The sequence below is a fragment of the Colwellia echini genome (assembly GCF_002843355.2).
Classification (GTDB): Bacteria; Pseudomonadota; Gammaproteobacteria; order Enterobacterales; family Alteromonadaceae; genus Colwellia; species Colwellia echini.
Genome location: NZ_PJAI02000004.1, coordinates 26,490 through 53,442 on the forward strand (window position 1 = coordinate 26,490; position 26,953 = coordinate 53,442).

Here is a 26,953-nt window from a genome sequence, read left to right on the forward strand (position 1 = left end):
CCATTGAAATAATAAATCAATTATCTTCAGATGGTATTAAAGCATATTAAAATTTGTTAAGTGGTGTTCTCTCGAAATATATTACTCGCTCTAATTATATTACTCACTCATATTATAGGGCGCACTTTATAGGGCGCACTTTATAGGGCGCACTAACCTGTGCTAGTGAAATTAATTATAGTTAGCAAATACTAAACAAGTAAAGTGGCGCTAAGTTTGAAAGCGCCTTATCTATCCTCATTGAGTTTAGAGCTATACTTAATTCATTTGGTAAAACTTAATATTTCACATTTACTAATTACCAAAGTGAAAATAATGAGATGTAAAATAAATAGCCCACAATAAAGTGGGCTATTAAGATTCTTAACGCGAATCTACAATCATAATAATAATTAGTGTTTTTTAGAAAAAGGTTACCCTAATTCATCAAAACACTGAGACTAAGCCCTACGTTTTCGACGCTCTGGACGCCTTTCGTAAGTTAGTGGTAAAGCATAACTAGCAAACTCTTTCATGACTTTACGATAAACATCACGTTTAAAGGACACCACCTGCCTTACTGGATACCAGTAACTTACCCAGCGCCAATCATCAAATTCAGGATGTGGACTATGCAGTAAATCCACTGATGTTTCAGCAGAGGTGAGTTTCAATAAAAACCACTTTTGTTTTTGACCAATACAAACGGGTTTAGAATCATGCCTAATATAACGTTTTGGTAATCTATATTTTAACCAATGTTTGGTTGAAGCAACAATTTTCACATGTTCAGGTTTTAAGCCAACTTCTTCATGTAACTCTCGATACATAGTTTCTTCAGCTGACTCACCGTCATCAACGCCACCTTGCGGGTATTGCCATGAATGTTGTCCAAACCGTCTTGCCCAAAATACTTGTCCCCTGTCATTAATTATTACTATGCCGACGTTGGCGCGATAGCCTTCGGCATCGATCACAGGAACTCCTGACATATATTTAATACTTACTTCAATTCAACCATATTAACGGCAGTGGGGCAAATGATTACTTTGATTTTTTTAGTAATTCTATGATAATACGAGGTAACTTTTGATAAGACCCTATTTTTAAGCTTGTTTTACTCCTGAAAGTGTTAGCATAGAACATAAACACTATCGCCACATTCACTATTTTTAAACTGGCCTCACCTAACTCATTTTTGCTAAACACGATATAAAAACATGATTATGAACAATGTAAATATTCCTTCTTCTGAACAAGATTTGCTTGAGCGCGCACAAAACCTCGCGGGTTTATCTTTAGGTGAAATAGCTAAACATGCTGGTATTGTCGTACCCCCAAATTTAACCCGTAATAAAGGTTGGGTTGGTTTATTACTTGAACAAGTTTTAGGGGCAAGTGCTGGCTCTAGGCCTGAGCCTGACTTCCCTCACCTTGGCATTGAATTAAAGTCACTACCGATTAACGAGCAAGCCAAACCTTTAGAAACAACCTTTGTAAGTGTTGCTCCATTAACTGGGCTGGTAGGAATAAATTGGCATAATAGCTATGTGCGAAAAAAATTGGCGCGCGTACTATGGGTACCTGTGATTAGCGCTAAAGAAATTCCTATAGCAGAGCGTTTAGTCGGCATGCCTTTTTTATGGTCTCCTAATGAAGAAGAAGAAGCCTTATTAGCGCAAGATTGGCAAGAATTGACCGACATGATCGTATTAGGTGAAGTTGAAAACATTCAAGGTAAGCACGGCCAAGTAATGCAATTAAGACCCAAAGCCGCTAATAGTAAAGTTAAAACCCAAGCATTTGATAAAAACGGTAAGCCTTTTATGACATTACCGCGTGGTTTTTACTTAAAAATAAATTTCACTCAAGGATTATTACATCGCTATTTACGCGTAAATTAAAGATTAATAACATTAATTTCCTGCCCAATGGTAACCGTTTTTCCAGCAGGTAATCTTTGCCAAGCAGTATTCGCTGCTTCTAAACAAACATATTCTTGCTCACCATTTAGGTGCACATCTACCATAGATTTTGCTAATTCAGCACCTGGATTCCATAACACCCACTGCTGACAATTGCTGCTAATGATGTCAATTTTACGTTGCCATTGACTGTCAACTAAACTCATTTTTTCATTACTATGATATATTCGATCAATCTCGCCAACACAGCTCACGGGTTGTTGTTGTAAACTAGATTTACCCGTTAACTTATCGTCATATTCAACATTGGTTAACGCTGTGACCGTAATGTTGGCCGGATTACTTACGCTAAAATAACTATGAAGCGCCGTTGAATATGCAGCATCGTCTTTACTAAGATTTGTCATCTCAAGTGTTTGCTTGAAGTTTTTACCAAAAAAAAGTGTTTGTGTGACTCGATAAGCATTCGGCCAAAGTGAATGTTGATTTTCTCCCGCTAAAACTAGCACTAGCGTAACGCCTTTTTCATCGGCATTAATACTCATTATTGTCCACGGTAGTTGGCGTGCAAAACCATGATTACCAGCATTAACTTGCTCTTCTGCTGTTTCGCTGGGATCTAAAGCGACTTGAGCAGCCTCTAAATTAGGTCTGCTATAAGTGCCAAACCAAGGCCAACAAAGCGGTATGCCGCCGCGAATGGCTTTACCCGTTTCGTAACTAGTTTGCTTACTTAACCAAAAAATATCTTTATGCCCTGTCGGCGTGAAACTTAATACATGGCCGCCATATAAGCTTACCCTTGCTTTGCAGTTTGAGTGATTGATATTCACTCCATCTGGATATTGCGCATCATTATTATGATTTAAAGAAATTGATGTAACTTGAGCGAAATTATTTTCTAAGAGTATATTATTCATGAGAATCGCTTATTTTTGATATATTAAATATTAATTAAAAAATATTAACTTATAAAATTATTGGTTATATAAACTTCGGTTTCTAAGCTGTTAGCTTTACATTATCAATGCTTTTGGTTTTCACCTATGAGCTCAACGAAAGGTTTAAACACTCGCTTTATCTACCAACTCTTCCCTAGCGAAAAGAAAAAGGTATATTGTCCGCCAGTTGCATAACCTACACCTAGGGCAACGGGGCCATATCCAGTATTAGTTCCCACATATATACTATTTGAATAGATTAAATCGGTATAGTCAACGATTTCATCAGCATGCCAAATATTACCAGCTTCTATACTCGCTCCTAAATAAATAGGTAAACCTGAACTTCCAGGAATATCATAGCCTAAATCATATTGATAAACAGCCGCAGCGAATACTTTATCTACACCAATCAAAGCATCTTGCGAATATCCTGATAAATTTAAAAAACCACCGAGTTCAGTTATATGAACACTAAAATCATCTTCATTATTCATAGTGTAAAAAGAGGCTATACCGACAAAAGAGTGACCCGAAAAACCAAAAGCTCCACGCCAATCAAAACTAAATATTTGTGCACTATCCCTGCGTGTTGGTTCTGTTTCAGGTAAATACTTGTCATTTAGCCATTGCATTTTAATTAATAACTTATTACCTGCCGTAGGGAAATTTATGCTGTTAAGCGTATCGTAACCAAAAGTTAAATAAGTACCGTAAGTATTGTATTCCAAATTATCTAAAGAAGATGATTCAACTGAAACATCACCCGTTTCAGCAAGTACGCCAAATTCAACGATACCATCAAACGAATAATCATAACCTAACGCTAATGTAGAAAAGTAAAAGTCATTAACGAGCTCTTGGCGAGTATTGTTTTCTTGCCACTTATCTTGTTGAAAACCGACACGGGCTCTGCTGTATAAATCAAATTCTTTAATGATAGGTTGGTAGAATTCAGTTGCTATCATACTCTCCCAGCCAAACTCCAACTCATTAAGCCAACGACCACCATAAGAGTTTAAATCTGTCATTAAGTATGACGCATTAACAAATGCAAAGGCTCTGTTACCAAAATCCATTTTTAAGTTAAAGCCTAAATCAAGATAATTAGGCCCCCAAGATTTAGCTTCGGCGATTAAAGTAATTATTCTCCCGTCTGGAGCCTCACTAAATTCAACAGTGACCTGTTCAAATGCATCTAGCGCATAAACTCTTGAGATAGCTAAATTCAATGCTTCTTTGGTTATTGGTTTACCTAATTGCACATCGAAGTGTTCGAGGATTATATCATCCGCTACTTGAGAATTATTACGAATGTGTATTTCTTTGATATTTTGAGGGAATTCATCAAACCACTGCTTGGCTTTTAATTTTTTCTGATGCACATGTGCTTGATAATCTTCATCATTTATAGAAAGTGGTTTCAATAGCGCTAACTTTGAATTAGCCTCTTGCTCTCCTAGCTTTAATGCCTGTGGTAAAATCGACCAATCACCAGTACCAAGCTTATCAATTGCTGGGCGTAAAAAAATATCCTTTTTATCTAATAAAGATTTTTGCGCTAAGGTAGTATTATTGGTTAACACCGTAGATAGTTGATTAAGTACCGCTACTGCACTGGTTAGCTCTTGTTTATTGACTAATGGCGAGCCTATATCAACGGCAATAACAATATCTGCTCCCATGGCTTTAATTACATCAACAGGCATATTATCGGTGATCCCACCATCAACTAATAATTCTCCATTAATATTAGTTGCCGCATATACACCTGGCACTGATGCTGAAGCTTTCATCACTACATCAATATTACCAGATTCAAGCACCACCTTTTTAGCTGTTGCTATATTAGAAGCTACTGCTCGATACGGAATAGCAAGATCATCAAAACTAGTAAACGTAGTAACTGGGCCCGTTGACAGTTGAAATACTTGGTACGCACTTTGCCCAAGCAATAGACCTTGCGGGACTTTAAATTGACCATCACTGTAACCTACACGTAATGCAAAATTATAAACATCTCTATGCTGCTTATTATTATAAGATAATGATTGCCGAGGGATTTCATCTGAATAACTATCAGACCAAGGCAAGCCTAACATAATCACTTCAATTTCATCTGCGCTATAGCCCAAAGCATACATACCAGCTACATATGAACCAATACTGGTTCCAGCTATATAATCGATTGGAATATTATTTTGCTCAAGCACTTTAAGTACGCCAACATGTGCTGAGCCTTTAGCTCCTCCCCCACTAAGCACTAAGCCAATTTTGTCGCGAGCTTCAACTAAAAAGCTCAAGCTTAATAATTGCAGAGATATAATAGTTAAAATAAAACGCATACCAAAGCCTAAAAGATAATTAAATTAATGGAATATAAAACTGAAAAAGAGCATTACGCAGGTTGTTATACCATTTGAAGATGATTTATTTAGTCTTTCAATTGGTATTATAAACAAATAATATAACACAAGGTTATCGTAAACAAAGCTAATAAACACTTGAATTAAAACAAGGATTATTAAATAAAAATTAAATTAGTATTATCTATATGAGCGAATAGTCATTGCAGGGATAAATAAGGCTGTATAGCATTTTCCATATCCCTAATTCAGCTACTTATTCGTGTTTAGGTGTTGGAAGGAAAGAAAGTTAACAACATCGCCTTTAGCTTTTTATAACGAAAACTTAATAAGATGACTGTTAGTACAATATAAAACAATGGGGATATTAGCTCTGATTTGACAGACCAATAGAAGTGTATTGCAACCAAAATTACGATGAGATAATTGAAGTTGTGTAAGTGCTGCCAAGACTTACCCATTTTCCGCCTAAGGGTGTTATGCGAAGTAATAGCTAATAACGTAAGTAGTACAAAGCCTACCATACCAATAGAAATATACGGACGTTCCACAACTTCATTAAAAAACAATGACCAAGCAAATTGTAAATCAAAAGCAATAAAATTTAAAACGTGCATAAAAGCATAACTAAAGGCATATAAACCTAATAAGCGCCTAACCTGTATTAAATAACCTTGTTTAAATTTTTTAGCTAACGGCGAAATCAATAAGGTTATTAATAACAAGTTAAAAGCGCCGATACCCGTAAAGTGAATAACACGCTGTACCGGATCTGCACCTAATTGATCGATAAAAGCCAAATAATACAGTTCTACTATAGGCAATAATGCCGCTAGGTGAATAAACACCTTTAAGCTAAAGACTTTAGTTGATGTTTTTAGTTTAGTGTTCATTCACCTAATTCCAATGACTATTAGCCAATCAATAATACTTGTTTAAATCCATTCCCTTGTAGAGATGAGCTACTTCTTCTCCATAACCATTAAACGGTAAAGTTTCGGTGCGATTACGAGAAAATAAACCTCCAGAGGTAATTCGCCTTTCACTCGCTTGGCTCCATCTAGGGTGATCATGGTTTGGATTTACGTTAGCATAGAAACCGTATTCATTAGGAGCAAGTTGCTGCCAAGTAGTTTTCGGTTGCTCGCTTACTAACTTGATAGAAACGATAGATTTAATACTTTTAAAACCATACTTCCAAGGTACAACTAAGCGAATTGGTGCGCCATTTTGTGGTGGTAACGTTTTACCATAAAGCCCTACACTCATTAACGTTAATGGATTCATTGCTTCATCAAGTCTTAAACCTTCGACATACGGGTAGTTAATTCCGCCACCTAAGCGCCTATCAGCTTGCCCTGGCATTTGCTTAGGATCATAAAGTGTTTCAAAAAGCACGTATTTGGCCGATGAATTAGGTGCTACTTTTTTTAATAAGTCAGCTAATGAAAAACCAATCCAAGGCACAACCATCGACCATGTTTCAACACAGCGCAGTCGATAAATTCGCTCTTCTAACGCGAACATAGTGGTTAAATCATCATAATCTAAGGTAATGGGATGATCGCATTCACCAGAAATAGTTAATTGCCAAGGGTCAACCTTAAAGTTTTGCGCTAATTCTGCAGGCTGCTCTTTTTGTGCGCCAAATTCATAGAAGTTATTATGGCTGATCACTTTATTTTCAGGTGTTTTAATTAAAGCTTGATTAGCTTTATCTGCAGTAAACTTTAATGGCGTTGTTTTAAAAACTGAGTTTTTATTACTATCCGCTGGTTCACTATCAAAAAAACCAGCATTGGCTTTATTAGCAATCGCTGAGCTAAGTAAAGCCCCTGCACCTAAAAACCCCATGCTTTTAACAAGTTGGCGGCGTTGTAAATAAACAGATTCATCAGTAATGTCTGATGATTTGAGCGTATTTTTATTCTTGAAATTTAATAACATAAAGTGTCTACTCAGTTGTTAATTTAAGTTCAGATTAGGTTTAGTTTAAATTTAGTTAAAGTTTAAAATCAAAAGGCTAATCTAATAGACACGTTTAACGCGTAAATAATTTCAATCAAAAGCATTAAGTTAATTATTTTAACCTGAGTGCGGGATAATTAAGGCTGTTGTAGTATTTGCTTATCCCAATATCAGGTTATTTTAGTTTTTACAGCTTTGCTTATACCGTTTTATATTCACAGCTCTAATTATGCTGTTTTAATTAAATTTAGCTTGGTTTGGTTTGGTTTGGTTTGGTATAGCTTAGCTTTATTTAGTTTCGTTTAGATTGGTTTAGTTAAGTTTTGTAAATAAGTTACAATATCACTCGATTCATATAACCATTCTACTTGCCCTGTTTCCTTTTCAATACGTAAACAAGGTACTTTGCGTTTACCGCCTTCACGAGTAAGCTCTTCGCTATATTCATTATTTGCATTGATGTTACGCAAGTCAATATTTAAGCCTTCGCGCTTAATTGCTCTGCGCACTTTCACACAAAATGGACACGAAGGTAATTGGTATAAACTTAATCTTTGAGTAGCTGTATCTAGCTTAGCTTGATCTTCAAGGTTACGTTTAGGCGAACTTGGTGAAAATATAACATTTAGTAATAATATTAATTGGCCTATTGGCCAACGGATTGCTTTCATTAACATAATAAATAATAACTCGGGTTAATTAAATAAAACTAAAGCAGCTACATTATTATTTAAACAAATAAGTAGCGTTTTAGTGTGTTCAGTTGCATTTGCAGTAAATATGTTTGTTATGCCTTTCTTGTAGATTCAATTACCACATTAAATCATCAGGAATTTGATAATCAGCATACGGGTCTTCTTCATCTATTTCAGGACTTTCAATTTTATCATTTTGGACAAGAATAATATCTTTATTTAACTCAGCTATTTTTGCGGCAGTTTCACTAGTGACAATAAAGGTAGTTTCATTTAAGCCACACAACGCTAAACGACCATTTACTAGAGCTTTATGCGTGCTAGCATCAAGCGCTAATTTTTTAACCTTATTGTCAAAGGTATAATTATATTCGGTATCACCATTTACGCCTTTAAGGTGATGATGTTCAAGAATTTGTTTAATGCGTAATTGTTGTTCTTTATTGGCTAATTCTATTTTTTTCGCTTCATTAAGTGCAGAGTCTTTAGCGGCTTTATCAGCTTTTGATAGTACTAAGTCTTGTTTTACTTGTTCTTGCAAACTCGCGTCATGTGCAACACCACTGCGCTTTTGTTTATTTTTCTTACGCTGATCAGTATTAGCCTGACGTGCTTTTTGTTTGGTGGTTAATCCTGCTTTAAGCAGTTGTTCTTGAAGAGAAGCCATCAATAATCCTTAATTCATAAATCAAAAGGATTGTTGTCTGCTTAATAAATACAGGCTCTTACCTTAAGAGTTTAAGAAATCAAATATAGGGTGAATAAATTTACGTTATTCTACCTATATTTATTATGAAGTGCTAATCCATAGAGTGTATTACTGGTATTGCTGTCCATTGTCGTACACTAGTAGAATAAAATGAAGATCAGGCACCTAGTACATTCTGTAACGTCATTAAATTCAACCAGTTTAGTGCTGATTTTTTGAGTTATTGCTATAAAGTGGATAGTGACGTATTCTCAATTTAATTTAAAAAATCTGTTGGGTTATTGTCTTTGTAAATAGAAAGAATTATCCAATTCAATAAGCTGTTATATTTTTCTGGGGTTTATGTGCAAGAACATGGATCATTTGATATGAAAATAGTTGATCAAACATTAATTATTAAATGTTTTGATTCTTGGAATATTGAAACAGTCTTAAGGCTGTGTAATGAGTACAAAGAACTTGTAGAAACAATAAATGATAAACCATGGGCCTGCTTAGTTGATATGACTCAATGGGAATTGTCAACACCAGAAATGTGGGATGAAATTGATAAATTAAATCAATGGGGTAATAGTAATAACCAAAAATATGAAGCTGTGATTTGTTGCCTGTCAATTCAACAAATGTTGATGGAAAATAGTCATTCTGCTTTAACCAATGTCGAAACAAATTTTTGTCAAAATATAGATGAAGCATATAAATGGCTAAGCAATTTGGGAGTGTTAAAATATAAGGCCATTAAGAACGGACACGTAACCCCGTAATAGAAAAATAAAAGACACTCACTCATAATTTTTAAACTCTATTCGCGTAAATATCGCTAAAACATCAGAGCAATCAAACTTTGCCTGTGCTCAGCAACACATCAAAGCCGCAAACATAACCAACAGTCTAATAGAATTAGTATCCTTTGTAAGTAATCCACAAAACACATGCCAACAGGTTTACCAGTTGAGTTACTGGTTTACTTGCAGCTAGCTGAATTAACTAGAAAGTGTATCAGGGAAAACAAGCCAGGATATATCGAGAAAAAACTACCAAACAATTCACAAAATAGTTTCATGGCGCAGTATACATTAAGTAACTTCTACGAAGTTATGCCTGTCATATTTTAAATATCTTATAACACGCCTTAAAATAAAGAGTATTCATAATATGATTGCTAAAAACTAAGTGAATGCCATTTGCTGGCAGTATTCGATGATAATAACAGGCATGTGAAATGTAATTGGGCAAAATGAGGTAATTATCCACATTATTAAAACAATACAAATATAGTCCATTTGTTCTACTATTGTTGCTTTCAAAGTACCTTACTTTCAATTATTGATAATATGCGTTAATGTACGTGTGCTCAATTATAAATATAACTATAATTTCACATTACAGAAATAGGAAAAAAGTATGTCTCAAGCAAGCGCACGCCACCTTTTAGTGGATACTGAAGAACAATGTTTAACCTTAAAAGCCGAAATTGAAGCCGGTAAAGACTTTGCTGAAGTTGCTAAAGAACATTCGAACTGTCCGTCAAATGCACAAGGTGGTGATTTAGGTAGTTTTGGTCCAGGTCAAATGGTACCAGAGTTTGATAAAGTTGTTTTTTCAGCGCCATTAAATACAGTACAAGGCCCTGTACAAACTCAGTTTGGTTATCATTTATTAGAAGTAACTGCTCGTAGCTAAATAACACCAATCTCATTAAGTATAAAATAAAAAGCCGCAATATAATGCGGCTTTTTTGTAACTTTTAAAAAGAGAGGAACTCCTCTCTTTCTGTTTGTAAGTTAGGTTAAAGTCTATAACGATTAACCAAACCACGCCTGCATCATCCAGAAGAAGATGATTGATAAACCAGCACCTACAGGTAAAGTAATAACCCAAGATACAACAATGTTACGTACCACAGACAAGTTAATTGCTGCAATACCTCGTGCCATACCCACACCTAACACAGCACCAACAAGAGTTTGCGTAGTTGAGATAGGTAAACCTGCACCCGATGCAATTACCACGGTACTTGCAGCAGCTAACTCAGCAGCAAAACCACGGCTTGGTGTTAAATGCGTTATGCCTTGACCAATTGTTGCGATAACTTTGTGACCAAAAATAGCAAGACCGGCAACGATACCAAAACCACCTAATGGCAATATCCACCAAGCAATAGCTGATTTAGCAGCAATTTGACCGTCATGCTCAACAATGCTCACTACTGCAGCTAATGGACCGATAGCGTTAGCAACATCATTTGAACCATGTGCAAATGCCATTGCACAAGCGGTTACAATCATTAATATTGCGAAAACTTTTTCAACATTAACGTAATGTGCTTCTTTAGCTAGGGTTTCATCAAATTTTAAACGCTTAATAAATACTTTACCGATAACAGCAACAATAAGTGCGATGATAGCAGCTAAATAGAAACCACCTGCGCCTTTAAGTTCAAAACTGACAAAACCAAGGTCGACATTTTCTAAACCAATATGTTTAAGACCTTTTTTAATAGTTACCAACGATAAAACGAATCCAGCAAGGAACATGTATGCAGGCACCCATCGTTTAGCTTGTTTTAAAGGGTTATCTGTATCAAAAATTAATTTTTGTGCACTGTTAAAAATAACAAAAGCTATAACGCCTGAGATAAGTGGTGTAATTATCCAACTACCTACAATACCTACCACTTTGCTCCACTCAACTGCTTCAGCGCTAACACCTACTGCAGCAAAACCAACAATAGCACCAACAATTGAATGGGTAGTTGATACCGGCCAACCTAATGCTGAAGCAATTAATAACCAAGTTGCAGCAGCAAATAATGCTGAAATCATACCGTAGACAAGTAATTCAGGACTATTAACAAAGTAACTTGCGTCAATAATACCTTTACGGATAGTTGATGTTACTTCGCCACCAGCAAGGTAAGCACCAGCGAATTCAAACACCATTGCGATGATAATAGCTTGTTTAATGGTTAATGCTTTAGAACCAACAGAAGTTCCCATTGCATTGGCTACATCATTTGCACCAATGCCCCATGCCATGAAGAAACCGACGATAGCGGCAAGTATGATAAAGGTACTGCCTGAGTTAAGTATAATATCCATGTTCTAAGCCTTATTTTCTAGCGAGAAGTATTTCTAAACGTGCACCTACACGTTCAGCAAGATCGGCTAAGTCACCAACCCAATCAATGATTTGATATAAGAAAATTACATCAACTGGATTCAAATCCTTTTCAATCGCTAATAAATTTTTACGTAAGGTCACTTGAAGTCTATCAGTATCATCTTCGATAGCATCTAATTGACTGATCATGTTTTCAACTAACACAACTTCACGGCCACGAAAGCCCGTTTCTAATAAGTCATCAAGTTCGTTGATCGCTTCTTCCGCTTTTTCTGTTGCTTCAATACAACGTGCTAAATAAGCAGTAAACTCAGCTTGTAAGCTCGGAGGAACTTCAAGGCTACGCCCTAAAACTCGGCCAGCGATATCTTTGGCTTTGTTCGCTATTTTATCTTGTTGTGACACTAGAGCGAGTAAATCAGCCCTATCAACAGGCATAAATAATCCGCCTGGTAACTCTAGACGTAATTGACGCTTTACTGCATCAGCATCTTGTTCTAGTTTTGAAAGTTTGCGACGGATACTTGCCGCTTCATCCCAATCTTGAGCAGTACAAGCCTCAAAAAATGGAATAAGTTGTTGGCTACATTTAACAACTATTTGAATATGATTTACTAACGGTTTGATCGGTGATTTTGCAAATACACCTAAGATTGTATTTTTATTCATAATGTTTCCAGTCAGTCTATAACTCTCGTCATTGCTATTCGCCGCGGATAGTACCCCATTTAACAGTTAATGTTAAATGCTAATGTCAGCTTAACCTTGTGCCGCTATTAGCTGGTCTGCACTACCAAGTTTGTTTTTGTATTATATATTCCTTTAAAAACAGTTTACACTTAGTGTTATTTTCTAGGTAATTGTTTGAATTAAATAAATTTATAGTAAAAAACATTCACTATGTTATTTCTATAATTTTTTTATATCTTCTGCTGTGGTGTGGCGTACAACCTTACCTTTTACAAAATAAATAATATACTCACAGATATTTTGACAACGATCACCTATACGCTCTAATGCGCGAGCTGACCAAATAACCGTCATTACTTGCGGTATTGAACGCGGGTCTTCCATCATATAAGTCATTAATTGACGCATTAGCGCTTCATACTCACGATTAATCTTGTCATCCGTTTGATGGATTTTTATCGCGGCTTCATAATCCATGCGTGTGAAAGCATCAAGGCTAGCTTGTAAAAACTCTAACACTCTACGGCCTAGGTTATCTAAATTAACCAATAAATCTTGCTGTGAAGAAGAAAAGCTTTCTAACGCTACCTTGGCTATCTTTTCAGCTTCATCACCAATACGCTCTAGGTCGGCAATAGTTTTAACTACCGCCATAATTAAACGTAAATCACCTGCTGCGGGTTGGCGCTTGGCAATAATTCGCGTACATTCATCATCAATACTTACTTCATAAGCATTAATTTGGTAATCGTTACTTAGCACTTGTTTTGCTAAACTAACGTCAGAATTACCAACAGCAATTAAGGCATCGGCTAATTGTTTTTCAACTAAACCGCCCATATGCATAACATTATTAATAACGCGATTTAAATCTTCATTGAATTGACCTGAAATATGACGGCCAATTTGTAACTTATCCATGAGATATCCCTTTGTAGGTATTTACTTTTATCTGTACTGCAGCAATGTTTATTACATTGAAGCTATATTAGGTTTACTTGCTAACGATTAACCGTAACGACCGGTAATATAGTCTTCTGTTTTCTTTTTCTCAGGGGTAGTAAATAATGTATTTGTATCGCTGTATTCAATTAAATCCCCCATATACATAAACGCTGTTTGATCAGACACACGAGCTGCCTGTTGCATATTATGCGTAACAATTACTACGGTAAATTGTTCTTTAAGATCATTGATTAATTCTTCAATGGTCAAGGTTGAAATAGGATCAAGTGCCGACGTTGGCTCATCAAGCAGTAAAACTTCTGGTTGAATTGCTATAGCACGGGCAATAACTAAACGTTGTTGTTGACCACCAGATAGACCTAATGCACTTTCATGTAAGCGATCTTTTACTTCATTCCAAAGCGCTGCACTACGTAATGATTTTTCAACTGCTTCATCAAGATTACGGCGATTATTTTCGCCCATGATACGTAAACCATAGACTACATTTTCATAAATAGTTTTTGGAAAAGGGTTAGGACGTTGAAATACCATACCCACTTTTCGTCTAAGCTCTGCTACATCAACATGTTTATTATAAATGTTATTGCCGTGAAGATTTATTTCACCACTAATATGACAATCATCAACTAAGTCGTTCATGCGGTTAATACAACGTAACAGTGTTGATTTACCGCAACCACTTGGACCGATGAAAGCTGTTACCTGCCCTTTTGGGATTGACATGGTAATATCATTTAACGCTTGTTTCTTACCATAAAACAAATTCAATTTGTTGATGTCTAAAGCAACTTGCTCCGGCGATAAGTTGTGTAAATCTAACTTGCTCTCAAAAGTAGTATTTGAGCCTGTTGCGAGTGCTTTTGGATTAATTGAAATCATAAGTGTTATTCTCTAATTCTTTTTTATAAAGCCGTATTTACTCTGCTTATTAAGTGCTTACTTAGCTCTTACTTAGTAATAAGGGTAAATACGGATTGGTATTTGTCGGTGTCTGAGTAACTTAGTGCTCTAACATTTTATATCTTTCACGTAATCTATTACGAATTGACACAGCAGTCATATTTAAAGCAACGATAATAGTTACTAATAATAGTGCGGTTGCAAAAACTAACGGGCGTGCTGCTTCAACATTTGGGCTTTGGAAACCAACATCATAAATATGGAAACCTAAATGCATGAATTTTCTGTCTAAATGTAAGAATGGAAAGTTACCATCTAACGGTAAGTTAGGAGCCATTTTAACTACACCCACTAACATTAATGGCGCTACTTCACCTGCTGCACGTGCTATGGCTAAAATAATACCAGTCATAATCGCTGGGCTAGCAATAGGTAAAATAATACGCCATAAGGTTTCTGCCTTGGTTGCACCTAATGCCAATGAACCATGACGCATCGCTGATGGAATACGTGATAAGCCTTCTTCTGTTGATACAATCACAACAGGTAACGTTAATATGGCTAATGTTAACGCTGACCATAAAACACCAGGCGTACCAAAGGTTGGACTTGGTAGATTTTCTGAATAAAACAGTTGGTCAAGTGAGCCACCCACCATATAAACAAAGAAGCCTAAACCAAATACCCCATAAACAATGGATGGAACGCCAGCTAAGTTAATAACTGCAATTCGTAAAATTTTAGTTAATGCATTCTTCCCTGCATATTCATGTAAATAAATTGCCGCTATTACGCCAAATGGTGAAACGATAATGGTCATTAATAGTACCATTAACACTGTACCAAATATTGCAGGAAAAACACCACCTTCAGTATTGGCTTCACGCGGATCTTCAACTAAAAAGCCCCATATATGGCTAAAGAACAAACCTGTTTTTTGAAAAACATTCAGTTGGTTATTAAAGGTTACTTTAAGGATATGTTCAAAGTTAACAGTGACTAATTGACCGTCCATAGCACGCATAACAATATGATCGCGTGATATTTTTTTTCTGTAACCCATCAATTCAGCTTCAAGTTTATCGTAATCTTGTTTTAACGCCGTTGTTTCACTATCTATCTCAGCTTGTAGTGCTGGTGTTAATTCATTATCTAGTTGATATTTTCTTGTTTTTAAACGTAAACGCTCTAACTGATAGTTAATGGCGCCGATGTCTGATTTTTGTAATTCGTCAATTTGGTCTTGAAATTCTTCAACACGCGTTAATAGCTCAGGTAATTTGCTTTGTTCGACTTCTTTCCCATCCATCACAACACTATCAATGTAACCATAAAAATTACCGTGCGTAGTGCGTTCAATAACAGCTAAGTCTTTTGGTGTTTGAGTGTTAGTAATGTTATTACCTAACAACCAGCGAAAATCTAAACTAACTAACTCACGGTTACCCGTTTTAACTAACAGTCTCTCTAACACTTCTTGGTTAGGATCTAATTTAAGGTCTAAATGCGCTAACTGATTTACAGGTATTTCTTCACGTTCATAAATTTCACCAATAACCACACTTTTAGCACCGTTTTGGTCGGTAATATCAAACTGATATAACTCACTCGGCCAAAAATACGATAAACCTCTTGAAGCGATAAGCCATAAAAGACCTAACACTGAAATTAAACTAATACTTACTCCACCTGCTGACATCCATATCCAAGGAGCGCCTGATTTAAACCATTTATTCATAAATAAACTCTTTATTGGTAAGTAGTCATCATCTTGTTGCTGTATAACTCAATTGAACTATACAGCTTAAAACTGACACGCTACTTTATCGCTATAATTTTTATCGTGACTTTACTGTTAACTTAGATTATTAACTTAGGTTGTTAACTAAGCTCTAAACTGACTTATTCTATACTTAATGTACATTGCTACATTGAACTGTATTTTTCACGTAAACGTTGACGAACAAATTCTGCAATGGTGTTAAATACAAAGGTAAATATAAAGAGCACAAAGGCCGCTAAGAATAGAATACGGTAATGCGAGCTACCTACTTCTGACTCTGGCATTTCTACCGCAATATTTGCCGCTAGCGTTCTCATGCCTTGGAAGATACTCCAGTCTAATATTGGCGTATTACCCGTTGCCATTAATACAATCATTGTTTCACCAACGGCACGACCTAACCCCATCATTACTGCGGAGAATATTCCTGGGCTAGCAGTAAGTAATACCACCTTAGCCAATGTTTGCCATTGCGTTGCACCTAATGCTAATGAGCCACTGGTTAAGTGTCCTGGTACACTAAAGATGGCGTCTTCAGCCATAGAGAATATAGTTGGAATTACCGCAAAGCCCATTGCTATACCTACCACTAAAGCATTACGTTGGTCAAAATCTATACCTAAATCATTCGTTAAGTATTGGCGCATATCACCTTGAAAAAAGGCAACTTCGAGTACACCTGATAATGAAAAAGCAAGGTATGTGGCTAGCATAAGTACTGGAATAAGCAGCACTGGAGCAAGTGTTTCAGGTATTTTGTCTTTCCATTCATTCGGTAAGTTATGCCAAATGAAAGCAGTAAGTAATGTTGCTAATGGCAAGAAGAAGAACAACAAGAATATTGCAGGTAAGTACTCTTCCATGATTGGTGCTAACCATAAACCCGCTAAGAAACCTAAAATAACCGTTGGTAATGCTTCCATCATTTCAATCGTTGGTTTAACTTTTTTACGCATACCTGGGGTCATAAAGTAAGCGGTATAAATAGCTGCAGTTAAGGCAATTGGTACGGCGAATAACATTGCGTATAAAGCCGCTTTAATAGTACCGAATGAGATTGGAACTAAAGAGAATTTACCTTCAAAATCATCAGATCCTGATGTAGATTGCCATACATAATCTGGCTCTGGGTAACCTTCATACCAAACTTCTTGCCATAATGCTTGCCATGTTACTTCAGGATGCTCGTTGTGCACGCTAAATGTTTGCAAGCTAATTTTATTGCTATTAGCAGGATCTTTAACAACACTAATTAATCCATTAGCACGTGGCGCTATAGCAAAAGCCTCAGGTTCACCTGATACTAATTGCCCTTGCCATAGATGTGCATCGCTAGTGGTATAAAAAACATTAACCAAACCAGTTTCGGTCATGGTGTAAAAACTTTTTCTATACTGCTCGGTGTAGATTGCACTTATAGCATTAGTATTTGATGCTGCATTTGATGAGTTATTAAACTCACTGGTTTCAAACGTTCTAATTTGTTTAAATTTACGACCATTGTCAGTCGCCACTTCAAACCATTGGCTAACACTACCATTACTGTCACCTAGCAACACTGAGCTGCTACCTGAAAGTAGTGCCATTGAAGTAAGCTGAGTTGTAGAATTGGTAAAAGTAGGAACAATGGTTGCTTTTAAATTTGCGTCGTCTTCTTCGTTTAACTCGTATACATAAACTGTTGAACCACTACGTACAAAAGCTAAATTTAAATCTGGGGTGACTTTAATTTCATCAACCTGATGATTAAAATCTATCTCTTGGAATATAGTCTCGTATTCAACATCATAGCCGTCGTTTGAAGAGCCAAAATCATCATCAGCAACATAAGTAGTTTTAATTAAACGCTTATCTTCAGTAAAACCTACAAAAATGATTAGCTCATCATTCATTGCGAAAGATAACTCCGTTAATGGTGTTTCCTGCTCATCAATGATCAGTGCATTTTGTCCTAATGGATAACTAAGTAATGGAATGATTTCACGGACATCATTGTCATAAGTCGCATAAAAGTTAGGCTGAACCAGCAAGGTTTTACCGGTAACTGTATGTACTAACTTATTAGCACTAAAAGAGTTAACAACTTGTGCAACTTGTTTATCTTCAAAATCATCACTTTCAAGTAGTGATGTTGATAAGGCGCTATCACCAATTTTAAAAGCATTACTTGCACCTTTAACACTGTCTTTTAAATGATAAAAGTCAATACTACCTGCATCATTAATCTGATAACCAACTTCTTGTAGTTCGTCAACGCCTGTACTTAATACTTTTTCGCCTGCGGCTAGATGCAAGCTAATATTTGTTTTACTTTCGATTTCAGCCGATTCAAAGATAGGCTTAACGACGTAAAGTAAATATAAGAAAATCAACACCAACGTAAATAATACGCTAATGCCACCTAAGGTGATTAACCACTTTGCTAATGAGTTTTTAACCCCGCGACTGCGGTTCGAACTAATAAGAGTTGCCACTTAATAAACCTTATCATTGATAAGCTACTCGGTAGCTTATTCAATAGAGAGAATACGATATTATAATGAGGCGAAGTATAAGTTACTTTTATTACACTTTTATTACAGGGCAAATGATTACCCGAAGTTTCAATAGCTAGCAGACATAAAAAAAGGTCAGTAGCAAATGCTAGTGACCTTTAAAAATCTATTAACTTATGTTGAATAAGCGAATAATAATATGTTGAGTGTGATTAATTAAATACCACTGATAGCCGCGATAGCTACCGCAGAGTTATAGATAATACCTGTTACACTTGTCCACAAGGCTAAGTTATTCATGTACTCGGCATCAAGCGGAACAACAATAGTGTCCCCAGGTTTTAAATTATCGCCAGCGTCACTGGTAAACCAATTACCGCTATTCATCATTTTAATGCTGCCATTGGCTGATATGATATAAATTCGCCCTTCATCGGCACGTTTTTTACTACCACCACTTTGTGCTAGATAATCGTCGGCTGATAAATTTACATCATACATATGCGATGAGGTAACTTGTACTTGACCCACTACGTTAATTGAATTTTTCTTGGTTGGTACATAAAGTACATCACCACCTTCAAGTAACACATCGTAATTCTTATCCGTCATAATTTTTGGTAAGTCGATAACCAAACGTCCAACTGGTTGCACGTTTGCCATATCCGCTAACATTTGCTGTACTTCTGCATAAGATTGCGAATAATCTTTGTCTGTCATTGACTTAGATGCCATTTCAATACGTAAATCAGCAGTTAGCTTTAATAAATTTTGTTGCTCTATTTCGCGTAACTGTACACGGGTAAATACCGAGCCATCTTCATGAGCAAATTTAGTAAAACCACCCGCTTTAACAATTAAATCAGCTAAACTGTCGCCACGGCGCACAGTATATTTACCAGGAAAGACAAACTCACCACGAAGTTCAACAACATTATTCTCACTCCATGCAGGTATTTGATGAATATTAAGACGGTCTTTTGAACGCAATAATACATTGTCCTTATCATCACCATTAATAGCATTACGCAGATTAATACCAATAGAGCTTTGTTGCGCCATATGATTAACGATTTGGTTTCGAGTCACTTCAGCACGCACTAAATAAGCTGACTCAGTTAAGCCACCAGCGGCTGTTATTAAGTCGTCTACACGTGAGTTTTTACTTAAAGGATATATACCTGGAAACTTCACTTCGCCATCAATTTCAACTAATAAAATTGGTTGACCTGATCTACCTTGTCGCTTAAGTTGTTCAATTATCGGTAATAATAAGCGTTGACGAGAAAAAATAGTCAATTCTTGAATATCAACTTCTTCTTCTATATCACCACCACTAAATTGGGCAATAGACTTTTCAATAAGTTTTGCTGCGGCAATTTGCCCGCTATCTAATTGTGATACTTGTTCTTCATCACCGTACCTTAGCCAAAATTGTTTTTGCTTAAATTGTTTTTTAGCTAGATCTTCTTCTTTCTTCGTTAAATTTTCTTGCGTAAAAGCTAGCGCATCTAAATTAATTTTACTGTCTATTAATTTAATGATATTAGAAAAAACAAGAATTTTGTCGTTGCCTTGTAACACTAAGTTATCTGAAGAATTAGGTGAGGTTAATGCTTTTGATAGATTAAATTGCAATACCTCTATATTGCGAGCAATATCAATTTCGCGTACAACAAGTGAATAGTTTAGGTCAGCTGACTGCAATAAATGCGAGTCAATGGTTGGAAAAACATCGGTTATACGCTGCCCCTCTTGCCACTGATATTTACCAGGGCGAGTTACTGCACCTATTACAGTAATTGATTGTTCAAACATTTCAGCAGCTTTCATCACAAACATTGCATCGCCTGCTTGCGCTTTTTTAGCCAGATCATCTTTTTTAGTTAAATCAATATTAACAACTGATCGTAATGCATCTTGGTTGTAACGTTCAACTCGCGTTGTTTTTGAAAAAGCAGAAGGTAATAAGCCACCTGACATAGTTAACACGTCAGCAAAGGTATCATTGTTTATTAGTTCATAAATAGCAGGTCGACGTACTTCGCCTTCAACAGCAACAGTGCCACCTTTAGGTGAGATAAATACCACATCACCAGATTGCAGTAATATATCGCTACGTGAATCCCCTTTAATTAATAAATCATATAAATCAAGGGTTTTAATAAGTTTCCCAGAACGTTTTAATTGAATATTACGTAAACTACCTACATCACTAATACCGCCTGCAGCAAAAATAGCATGGGTAATACTTGATAATGAGCTTAAGGTGTAAGGGCCTGGCTTGTGCGCATCGCCTAATACAAAAACACGCATTGAACGTAAAGAAGCAATGCCAATAACGACATCAACCCCAATAACTTTTTCTTTAATACGCGCCGTTAATAAGCGTTTCATTTCGTTAAATGATAAACCTGATACGTTAAATGGACCATGATCAGGGAAAACAATTTGTCCTTCACGGTTTACTTCTAATTCAAATTCATTTTTTTCTTTACCAAATACTTGAATAGATATTTGATCACCTGGGCCGATAATATATTCTGCAGGAATTGCGATATCCATGGTTGGTGCAAAGGTTTGCGGTGCATTAGCAAAAACATCATAACCAAACGGTTTAAGCTCTGTACTTTCTTCAATTCGCTCTAATTCTTCTAATTCTGCTAATTCTTCTTCAGTAAGTGGGTTACCTTCCGCGTCAAACTGTGTACCACGAGGAAACACTTCAGTATTAAGTTTTTCATCAAGAGCACCATTCCCTGACAACTGTCCTTGTATGCTATTTAGGTCAATCCCCATACTTTTAGCTAGAGATTCTTGTTGCGATTTAGGCAGCTGTTTAAATTGCTCTATTTGCTGTTGACTTACGGCCGCATAAGCAAAACCTTTCATAGGCAAAACAGAAATAGTAAAAGCAAGTATCATTAAAGCCACAGAAAAAGGGCTAGAAATATGACGAATACGGCGACTTAAAAACAGTTTTATGGCGGTTATCATTTTAACAAGAAGTTCCTATCTTTATAGCTTACCGAGCATATAAGCTAGCTAAATACAGTAATTTAAGGCCGTGACAATGTCTTGATTAAAGTAAGTAAAACAAGAATAACAGCACCTAACATACGCACTAATTTTAGTGACGCCGAAGTTTACCAGTATATAGCAGCGCAAACAATATATTAGCATGGCTTGCTCTGAGTAATATTTGCTGTTATTAAAATTACTCTACAAATTAATAAGCACAAACCAACGAATATTCAGTACGTTATAACTAAGATATTATCTAAGTTCTTCACTTAGGTATTACCTTGCTTAACTGATAAAGTAACTGATAAAGTAACTGGCAAGGCAATAGCTATTATAAGGCTTAAAAAATCAATAGATGCTTCACTCATTACTCTTAACTTTGTCTTGAAGTAAACTGATAATCGAGTTACTAAAATAACAATAAATATAATTAAAATAACAATAAAACATTCTGCCTACCCTGGAAGGAAATTAATTTATGTCAACGCAATCTGACGCCACATTTTTTGGTCAACCTGCAGGTTTAAAAACCTTATTTTTCACAGAAATGTGGGAACGTATGAGTTATTACGGCATGCGTATGTTGTTAGTTTTATTTATGACGGCATCATTACAAGAAAACGGCTTAGGCTTAACCGTTGCGTCTGCTGTGGCTATTTATGGTTTGTATACTGGTAGTGTTTATTTTATGGGGTTACCAGGTGGTTGGATTGCCGATAGATTAATTGGCGGACAAAAAGCGGTGTGGTATGGCGGTATCATTATAATGTGTGGTCACATCATTTTAGCCATTCCTAACGACAATACCTTCTTTATTGGTTTAGTTTTTGTCATTTTGGGTACTGGGTTATTAAAACCTAATATTGGCGCCATGGTTGGACAGTTATATTCTTATGATGATAAAAGACGTGATAGTGGCTACACCATTTATTATATGGGAATAAATATCGGTGCTGTGATTGGTTATTCGGTTTGCGGTTATTTAATGGAAGATCAAGAAAGTTATGGTTGGCATTGGGCGTTTGGCGCTGCCGCCGTTGGTATGGCAATTGGCTTAGTTCAATACCGTAGAACAATAGATAAACTTGGTCTTGCTGGAGCTGCACCAACATTTCCTTTATCTGCGAAAGCCACAACACTAAGTTGGCTAATTATTAGTTCACTGTTGATTGTAGTAGCAATAATTATGGCCTTAATTATGATGGGTTCATTATTGGTTGACCCAGTTTCAATTGCACAATATGTGGCTATTACTTTTACCTTAATCTTCTTTTTATACTATGGCGCAATATATTTTGGCGGTGACTTAACAGCCAATGAGAAAAAGCGTTTGTGGGCACTCTTTCTTATTTGTATAGCGTCAACCTGCTTCTTTGCTGGTTTTGAACAAGCGGGTTCGTCATTAAATTTGTTTGCCAGAGATTATACCGATCGACTAATTAGCGGCTTTGAAGTTCCTACAGGTTGGTTTCAGTCATTAAATGCCTTTTTTATTATTTTACTATCACCTTTTTTTGCTGCCCTTTGGATTAATTTAGGCAAACGCTTAGTTAGCCCATCTTATGGAATAAAATGTGCGTTAGGTTTAATTATCATGGCAAGTGGTTTTATCGTGATGTTTTTCGCAGCTCAATATGCTGCATCAGGATTAAAAGTTGCGCCTTATTGGTTAGTTGCTACTTATTTTTTACATACCGTTGGTGAGCTATGTTTTAGTCCTGTAGCTTTAAGCGCGGTAAGTAAGTTATCTCCACGTCGTTATGTTGGTCAAATGATGGGCATATTCGTTTTAACTTATTCTATGGGCAGTATTATTGCCGGTTTATTAGCGGGTAACTTCGACCCTAATAATATTGACCAATTACCTAGCCTCTATCTGCAAATCGGCTTGTTCGGTATTGGCATCGGTATTATTATTGTATTAATTGCTTTAAAGAGCCGGTATTGGGAAATATTACCTGAAGAGTAAACAAATCAAATATAAGTGTTTATTGCGATAAACACTTATCGTTTGTTTTTTAAACTTTATAATTTTTCACTTTATGAACATATAGTTATAGTGAATTCTCTATAGAAAAACATCTTACAATCTTGTTTTTAATTTAATTGCTAACTTATGACTCAATCTATCGCTAATCCTATAACTAAAAATATCAATAATCCTACAACTAAAAGAGCACAGCTTCGCAAAGAAATAAGACTGCGTAGAAATGCCCTAACTGATGCTGAACAAAGTAAAGCAGCAATAGATTTAATTAGCAGATTAGCTAACCATAGTAAGATTCAACAAGCCCAGCACATTGCCATTTATTTAAGTAATGATGGCGAGCTATCAACAGTTAAATTTATTGAATGGTGTTGGCAAAATAATAAAGATATTTACCTACCGGTACTTCACCCTTTTAGCAGTGGGCATTTACTTTTTTTACATTACCAAGCTGACACACCACTTATTAGTAATAAATATGGTATTTTAGAGCCTAAATTAGACGTCACCAAGGTATGCCCATTAAATCAGCTAGATGTCATTTGTACGCCGCTTGTCGCTTTTGATGAAACAGGCGCAAGATTAGGAATGGGTGGTGGTTTTTATGATCGTAGCCTAGCAAATTGGCAGCAAACTAAGTTATACCCAATGGGGCTTGCGCATAATTGTCAGCAAGTAGAGAAAGTACCCGTAGAAAGTTGGGATATTCCTTTACCCGAAATAATTACGCCGAGTAAAGGTTTTTTATTTAGCTAGTTACAACGTCAGGTTATAGCATTGGCAATGGCCATTCTAACTCGTGAAACACTTGCTGCCATTGTTCATCAAACGGTGCCACTATGTTGATTTTTTCATGGGTTATCGGATGATTAAACGCTAACGATTGCGCATGTAACATTAATCGCTTGAAGCCAAAATGTTCAATAAAAAATGGGTTTTGTTTATTATCACCATAATTAATGTCGCCGATAATAGGGTTTCTCAAATGCGCAAGATGTCGACGGATTTGGTGTCGCCTGCCCGTAATGGGTTTCACTTCTACTAATGAATAACGGACGCTATCAAACTTACCTAAAGGGATTGGTAAACTGGCTTGTTGTTTAACTTGATAATAACTTTGTGCCGATTGTGCTGGTTTATCACGGCTAACATTTTTATCACCCAACTTATCTAACTTTTCTTTAAGCGGATGATCTATTAAATCTGCAGCTACCGCTAAATGACCACGCACTAGAGCATAATAGGTTTTCTCCATCATGCTGGTTTGTGATACTGAATCAGCACCACTTTCAAGCTCAGCTTGTTTCGATTTATTAGCAAAAGCTTCACTTAATAATGTAGCAACTTCTTTAGTTAGGGCAAAAAGCAATACACCTGAGGTAGGTCTGTCTAAACGATGTACGGGATACACATACTGGCCAACTTGATCGCGAACGAGTTGCAAAGCAAAATATATTTCATCTCGGTCCATAAAGCTTCGGTGCACAAACAAGCCTGCCGGTTTATCAACAGCAACCATGTATTCGTCTTGATATAAAATAGTAAGTACTGGTTTATCAGGATCTATTATCAACTCTTCATCAGCGCTTACTTCGTTTATTAACTTACTCATCTATACGTATTGATCCATTTACTTATACCTATTAATTATACTTATTAATTATACCTATTAATTATACCTATTAAGGATTTTACTATGTTAACGCGGCCATTATCCTTATAATAACTTGCTATAACAAGCGACAATACTTATGACTTATGACTGACTCATCTACAACTCCCGAATCTACACCTACAAAGAATATAGAGACCTTATCTGAATTACTTAAACTTTCAGGCTCTCAATATCGACTTTACGATATTGGTCGGTTGGTCACTAAATTATCTAAAGAACAATTTGAGAAGGTAGAGTTAAATCAATTACCATACCCTACGCCCGTACAAGGGCATGCCTGTATTGCTATTGCCTTTTGGCAAAAGCAATCTGCACAACCTTATTTATGGTTGTTGAAGCTTCCTCTTGATGAACGTGGTTTATTAAACCAAGCCGCAAGAAACCATTTAATTGCTATTATTGTTGAAGCCTTAGGTGGTGATTTAACGCAAGAAGCAACTAAAAAACAGGAAGAGTTACTCAGCAGTAACCCTTACCTTTTTACGCCTGCACAATATAAATTAGCCAGTTTAAATAGCAAAATAAAAGTCGATTTAAAACAAGCACCCAGTGAATACTTTTCAGTATTTAAACAATATTTAACGCTGAACTTAGAATCCAATCAAAAACCTGACTGGAATAACTGGCAGCATATTGGCGTACAAGGTATTACCGACTTTGTGGCAAGAATAAATCAAGATAATCACAGCGAGTTGTTACGTGGCGCGCTACCTTACTTACCTGATGAAGTGTTATCGCCCGTTTGTAGTGCTTTAGAAAATGAACATTATCCTGTTGCTTTACTTGATGTGGTCATCGCTGAGTTTTCAACAACCTTAATAAGTTCAGCCACAACAGGTACGTCAGAACAACAGGCAAAGTCTACACAATTATTACGTGCCCTTGCAGCGAGTAGTGATCATCCCCATGTAAAAGTATTAGTTGCACAGCTTTTAAATAAAAACGAAGTTAATGTTGAATTACTCATAACGTTATCCAGCCGTTGTTGGCAAGCTTTAGCGGATAATAAAATACTAATATGTTATTTTGAACAACTACTTAAACAAAACGATTTAGCATTGTTTTCAAGTGTATTTAAAGATTTAGTAACACTGCCATTAGTAAGGCATGTGGTCTTTGAATGTATTCGTAGTGAAAATAGATCTGCGGAACTTGCCCAAGCAATTGGACAATTATTTACTCAGCATTAATTTTACTGAACAATATTAGTTAGAGATATTAGTGAGAAATATTACAAAACGACATTAATACGCCCACAAGCGTAATATCCCTAAAGATAAAAAGTTACATTTTACTGTGTTACTTTTAACCTAAAATAAGTTTAGAATTAAGGTCTACCCGTATGGAAAATATTTATTATTTATTAATTTTTTGTTTGTTTTGTTGGTATTTTGTCTATTTACGCAAAGTATCTGAAATGGCAGAGCATCATATTCGTCGCTACTGTAAAGAAGGTGACTTACAATTTATTTCATTGGCTAGACGCTCAAGTCGAGTGAAGTACACCAAACAACAAGGGCTGTGTATTTACAGCATTTTTGATTTTGATTTTAGCGGTGATGGTGAGTCTAACAACCAAGGTAGCTTATCGCTTTATGGCTTAAAGTTATCAACCATAGATTTACCTGCATACCGAATTCATTAGTACAGGATTTTAATTAACCTGTGAACCAGATAATGAATTTTACTGAACAATAAATTTTCAAATTAACTACATTCAATTG

General features: G+C 36.1%; 22 protein-coding genes. 7 read left to right on the forward strand and 15 right to left on the reverse strand.

Features of this window, described 5'->3' with window-relative positions:
* Positions 1-440: 440 nt before the first annotated feature.
* A complete protein-coding gene (gene rppH, locus CWS31_RS05130; RefSeq protein ID WP_101345270.1) occupies positions 441-956 on the reverse strand; it encodes an RNA pyrophosphohydrolase in 516 nt (171 codons plus the stop codon).
* Positions 957-1,205: 249 nt separating this feature from the next.
* On the opposite strand from rppH, the gene mutH reads away from it, so the two are divergent.
* Entirely contained in the window at positions 1,206-1,883 is a 678-nt protein-coding gene (gene mutH, locus CWS31_RS05135) for a DNA mismatch repair endonuclease MutH (protein ID WP_101345108.1), read from the forward strand.
* Here mutH and CWS31_RS05140 read toward each other — a convergent pair.
* The 6 genes from CWS31_RS05140 to CWS31_RS05165 form a co-directional block, all read right to left on the reverse strand.
* On the reverse strand, positions 1,880-2,824 hold the full coding sequence (locus tag CWS31_RS05140) for a D-hexose-6-phosphate mutarotase (RefSeq protein WP_101345109.1): 945 nt from the start codon (positions 2,822-2,824) through the stop codon (positions 1,880-1,882). The genes mutH and CWS31_RS05140 overlap by 4 nt on opposite strands.
* Before the next feature lie 161 nt (positions 2,825-2,985).
* Positions 2,986-5,190 carry a patatin-like phospholipase family protein gene (locus CWS31_RS05145; RefSeq protein ID WP_101345110.1) on the reverse strand — a complete coding sequence of 735 codons (2,205 nt, stop codon included), beginning with the start codon at positions 5,188-5,190 and terminating at the stop codon, positions 2,986-2,988.
* 287 nt (positions 5,191-5,477) lie between these two features.
* Complete coding sequence (gene msrQ, locus CWS31_RS05150; protein WP_101345111.1) at positions 5,478-6,104, reverse strand: protein-methionine-sulfoxide reductase heme-binding subunit MsrQ; 627 nt, start codon at positions 6,102-6,104, stop codon at positions 5,478-5,480.
* A 28-nt stretch (positions 6,105-6,132) separates the two neighbouring features.
* Entirely contained in the window at positions 6,133-7,158 is a 1,026-nt protein-coding gene (msrP, locus tag CWS31_RS05155) for a protein-methionine-sulfoxide reductase catalytic subunit MsrP (protein WP_101345112.1), read from the reverse strand.
* Between the two features lie 323 nt (positions 7,159-7,481).
* Positions 7,482-7,850, reverse strand: coding sequence for a glutaredoxin family protein (locus tag CWS31_RS05160; RefSeq protein ID WP_101345271.1), 369 nt, complete (start codon positions 7,848-7,850; stop codon positions 7,482-7,484).
* Between the two features lie 139 nt (positions 7,851-7,989).
* On the reverse strand, positions 7,990-8,541 hold the full coding sequence (locus CWS31_RS05165) for a DUF2058 domain-containing protein (protein ID WP_101345113.1): 552 nt from the start codon (positions 8,539-8,541) through the stop codon (positions 7,990-7,992).
* Between the two features lie 410 nt (positions 8,542-8,951).
* Between CWS31_RS05165 and CWS31_RS05170 the strand changes: the two genes are divergently transcribed.
* Together CWS31_RS05170 and CWS31_RS05175 are read left to right on the forward strand one after the other, a co-directional pair.
* Entirely contained in the window at positions 8,952-9,347 is a 396-nt protein-coding gene (locus tag CWS31_RS05170) for a hypothetical protein (protein ID WP_101345114.1), read from the forward strand.
* Positions 9,348-9,987: 640 nt separating this feature from the next.
* Positions 9,988-10,266, forward strand: a complete 279-nt coding sequence (locus CWS31_RS05175) for a peptidylprolyl isomerase (RefSeq protein WP_101345115.1) — start codon at positions 9,988-9,990, stop codon at positions 10,264-10,266.
* A gap of 122 nt (positions 10,267-10,388) precedes the next feature.
* Here the strand turns inward: CWS31_RS05175 and CWS31_RS05180 are convergent, their stop codons facing one another.
* The 7 genes from CWS31_RS05180 to CWS31_RS05210 all read right to left on the reverse strand — a co-directional run bounded on the left by CWS31_RS05180 (position 10,389) and on the right by CWS31_RS05210 (position 21,540).
* On the reverse strand, positions 10,389-11,684 hold the full coding sequence (locus CWS31_RS05180; RefSeq protein ID WP_101345116.1) for an inorganic phosphate transporter: 1,296 nt from the start codon (positions 11,682-11,684) through the stop codon (positions 10,389-10,391).
* A gap of 10 nt (positions 11,685-11,694) precedes the next feature.
* A complete protein-coding gene (locus CWS31_RS05185) occupies positions 11,695-12,375 on the reverse strand; it encodes a TIGR00153 family protein (RefSeq protein WP_101345117.1) in 681 nt (226 codons plus the stop codon).
* 240 nt (positions 12,376-12,615) lie between these two features.
* Positions 12,616-13,317: a phosphate signaling complex protein PhoU gene (gene phoU, locus CWS31_RS05190; RefSeq protein WP_101345118.1), complete on the reverse strand. Its 702-nt coding sequence runs from the start codon at positions 13,315-13,317 to the stop codon at positions 12,616-12,618.
* Between the two features lie 87 nt (positions 13,318-13,404).
* On the reverse strand, positions 13,405-14,244 hold the full coding sequence (pstB, locus tag CWS31_RS05195) for a phosphate ABC transporter ATP-binding protein PstB (RefSeq protein ID WP_101345119.1): 840 nt from the start codon (positions 14,242-14,244) through the stop codon (positions 13,405-13,407).
* A gap of 121 nt (positions 14,245-14,365) precedes the next feature.
* A complete protein-coding gene (gene pstA, locus CWS31_RS05200; RefSeq protein WP_101345120.1) occupies positions 14,366-16,003 on the reverse strand; it encodes a phosphate ABC transporter permease PstA in 1,638 nt (545 codons plus the stop codon).
* Positions 16,004-16,191: 188 nt separating this feature from the next.
* Positions 16,192-18,522, reverse strand: coding sequence for an ABC transporter permease subunit (locus tag CWS31_RS05205; protein WP_101345121.1), 2,331 nt, complete (start codon positions 18,520-18,522; stop codon positions 16,192-16,194).
* 237 nt (positions 18,523-18,759) lie between these two features.
* Positions 18,760-21,540 carry an SLBB domain-containing protein gene (locus CWS31_RS05210; protein WP_101345122.1) on the reverse strand — a complete coding sequence of 927 codons (2,781 nt, stop codon included), beginning with the start codon at positions 21,538-21,540 and terminating at the stop codon, positions 18,760-18,762.
* 505 nt (positions 21,541-22,045) lie between these two features.
* Between CWS31_RS05210 and CWS31_RS05215 the strand changes: the two genes are divergently transcribed.
* Positions 22,046-23,536 (forward strand): peptide MFS transporter, encoded by a 1,491-nt coding sequence (locus CWS31_RS05215; protein ID WP_101345123.1) that lies wholly within the window; start codon positions 22,046-22,048, stop codon positions 23,534-23,536.
* 147 nt (positions 23,537-23,683) lie between these two features.
* Positions 23,684-24,310: a 5-formyltetrahydrofolate cyclo-ligase gene (locus tag CWS31_RS05220; protein ID WP_101345124.1), complete on the forward strand. Its 627-nt coding sequence runs from the start codon at positions 23,684-23,686 to the stop codon at positions 24,308-24,310.
* Between the two features lie 13 nt (positions 24,311-24,323).
* Here the strand turns inward: CWS31_RS05220 and CWS31_RS05225 are convergent, their stop codons facing one another.
* The gene (locus tag CWS31_RS05225; RefSeq protein WP_425457511.1) at positions 24,324-25,073 is read right to left on the reverse strand and encodes a pseudouridine synthase; all 750 of its coding nucleotides are present in this window, start codon (positions 25,071-25,073) and stop codon (positions 24,324-24,326) included.
* A gap of 239 nt (positions 25,074-25,312) precedes the next feature.
* Here CWS31_RS05225 and CWS31_RS05230 point away from each other — a divergent pair, with 239 nt between their 5' ends.
* Positions 25,313-26,419, forward strand: coding sequence for a DUF3549 family protein (locus tag CWS31_RS05230; RefSeq protein ID WP_101345126.1), 1,107 nt, complete (start codon positions 25,313-25,315; stop codon positions 26,417-26,419).
* A gap of 152 nt (positions 26,420-26,571) precedes the next feature.
* On the forward strand, positions 26,572-26,874 hold the full coding sequence (locus CWS31_RS05235) for a DUF3301 domain-containing protein (protein WP_101345127.1): 303 nt from the start codon (positions 26,572-26,574) through the stop codon (positions 26,872-26,874).
* The last annotated feature ends 79 nt before the right edge of the window (positions 26,875-26,953 follow it).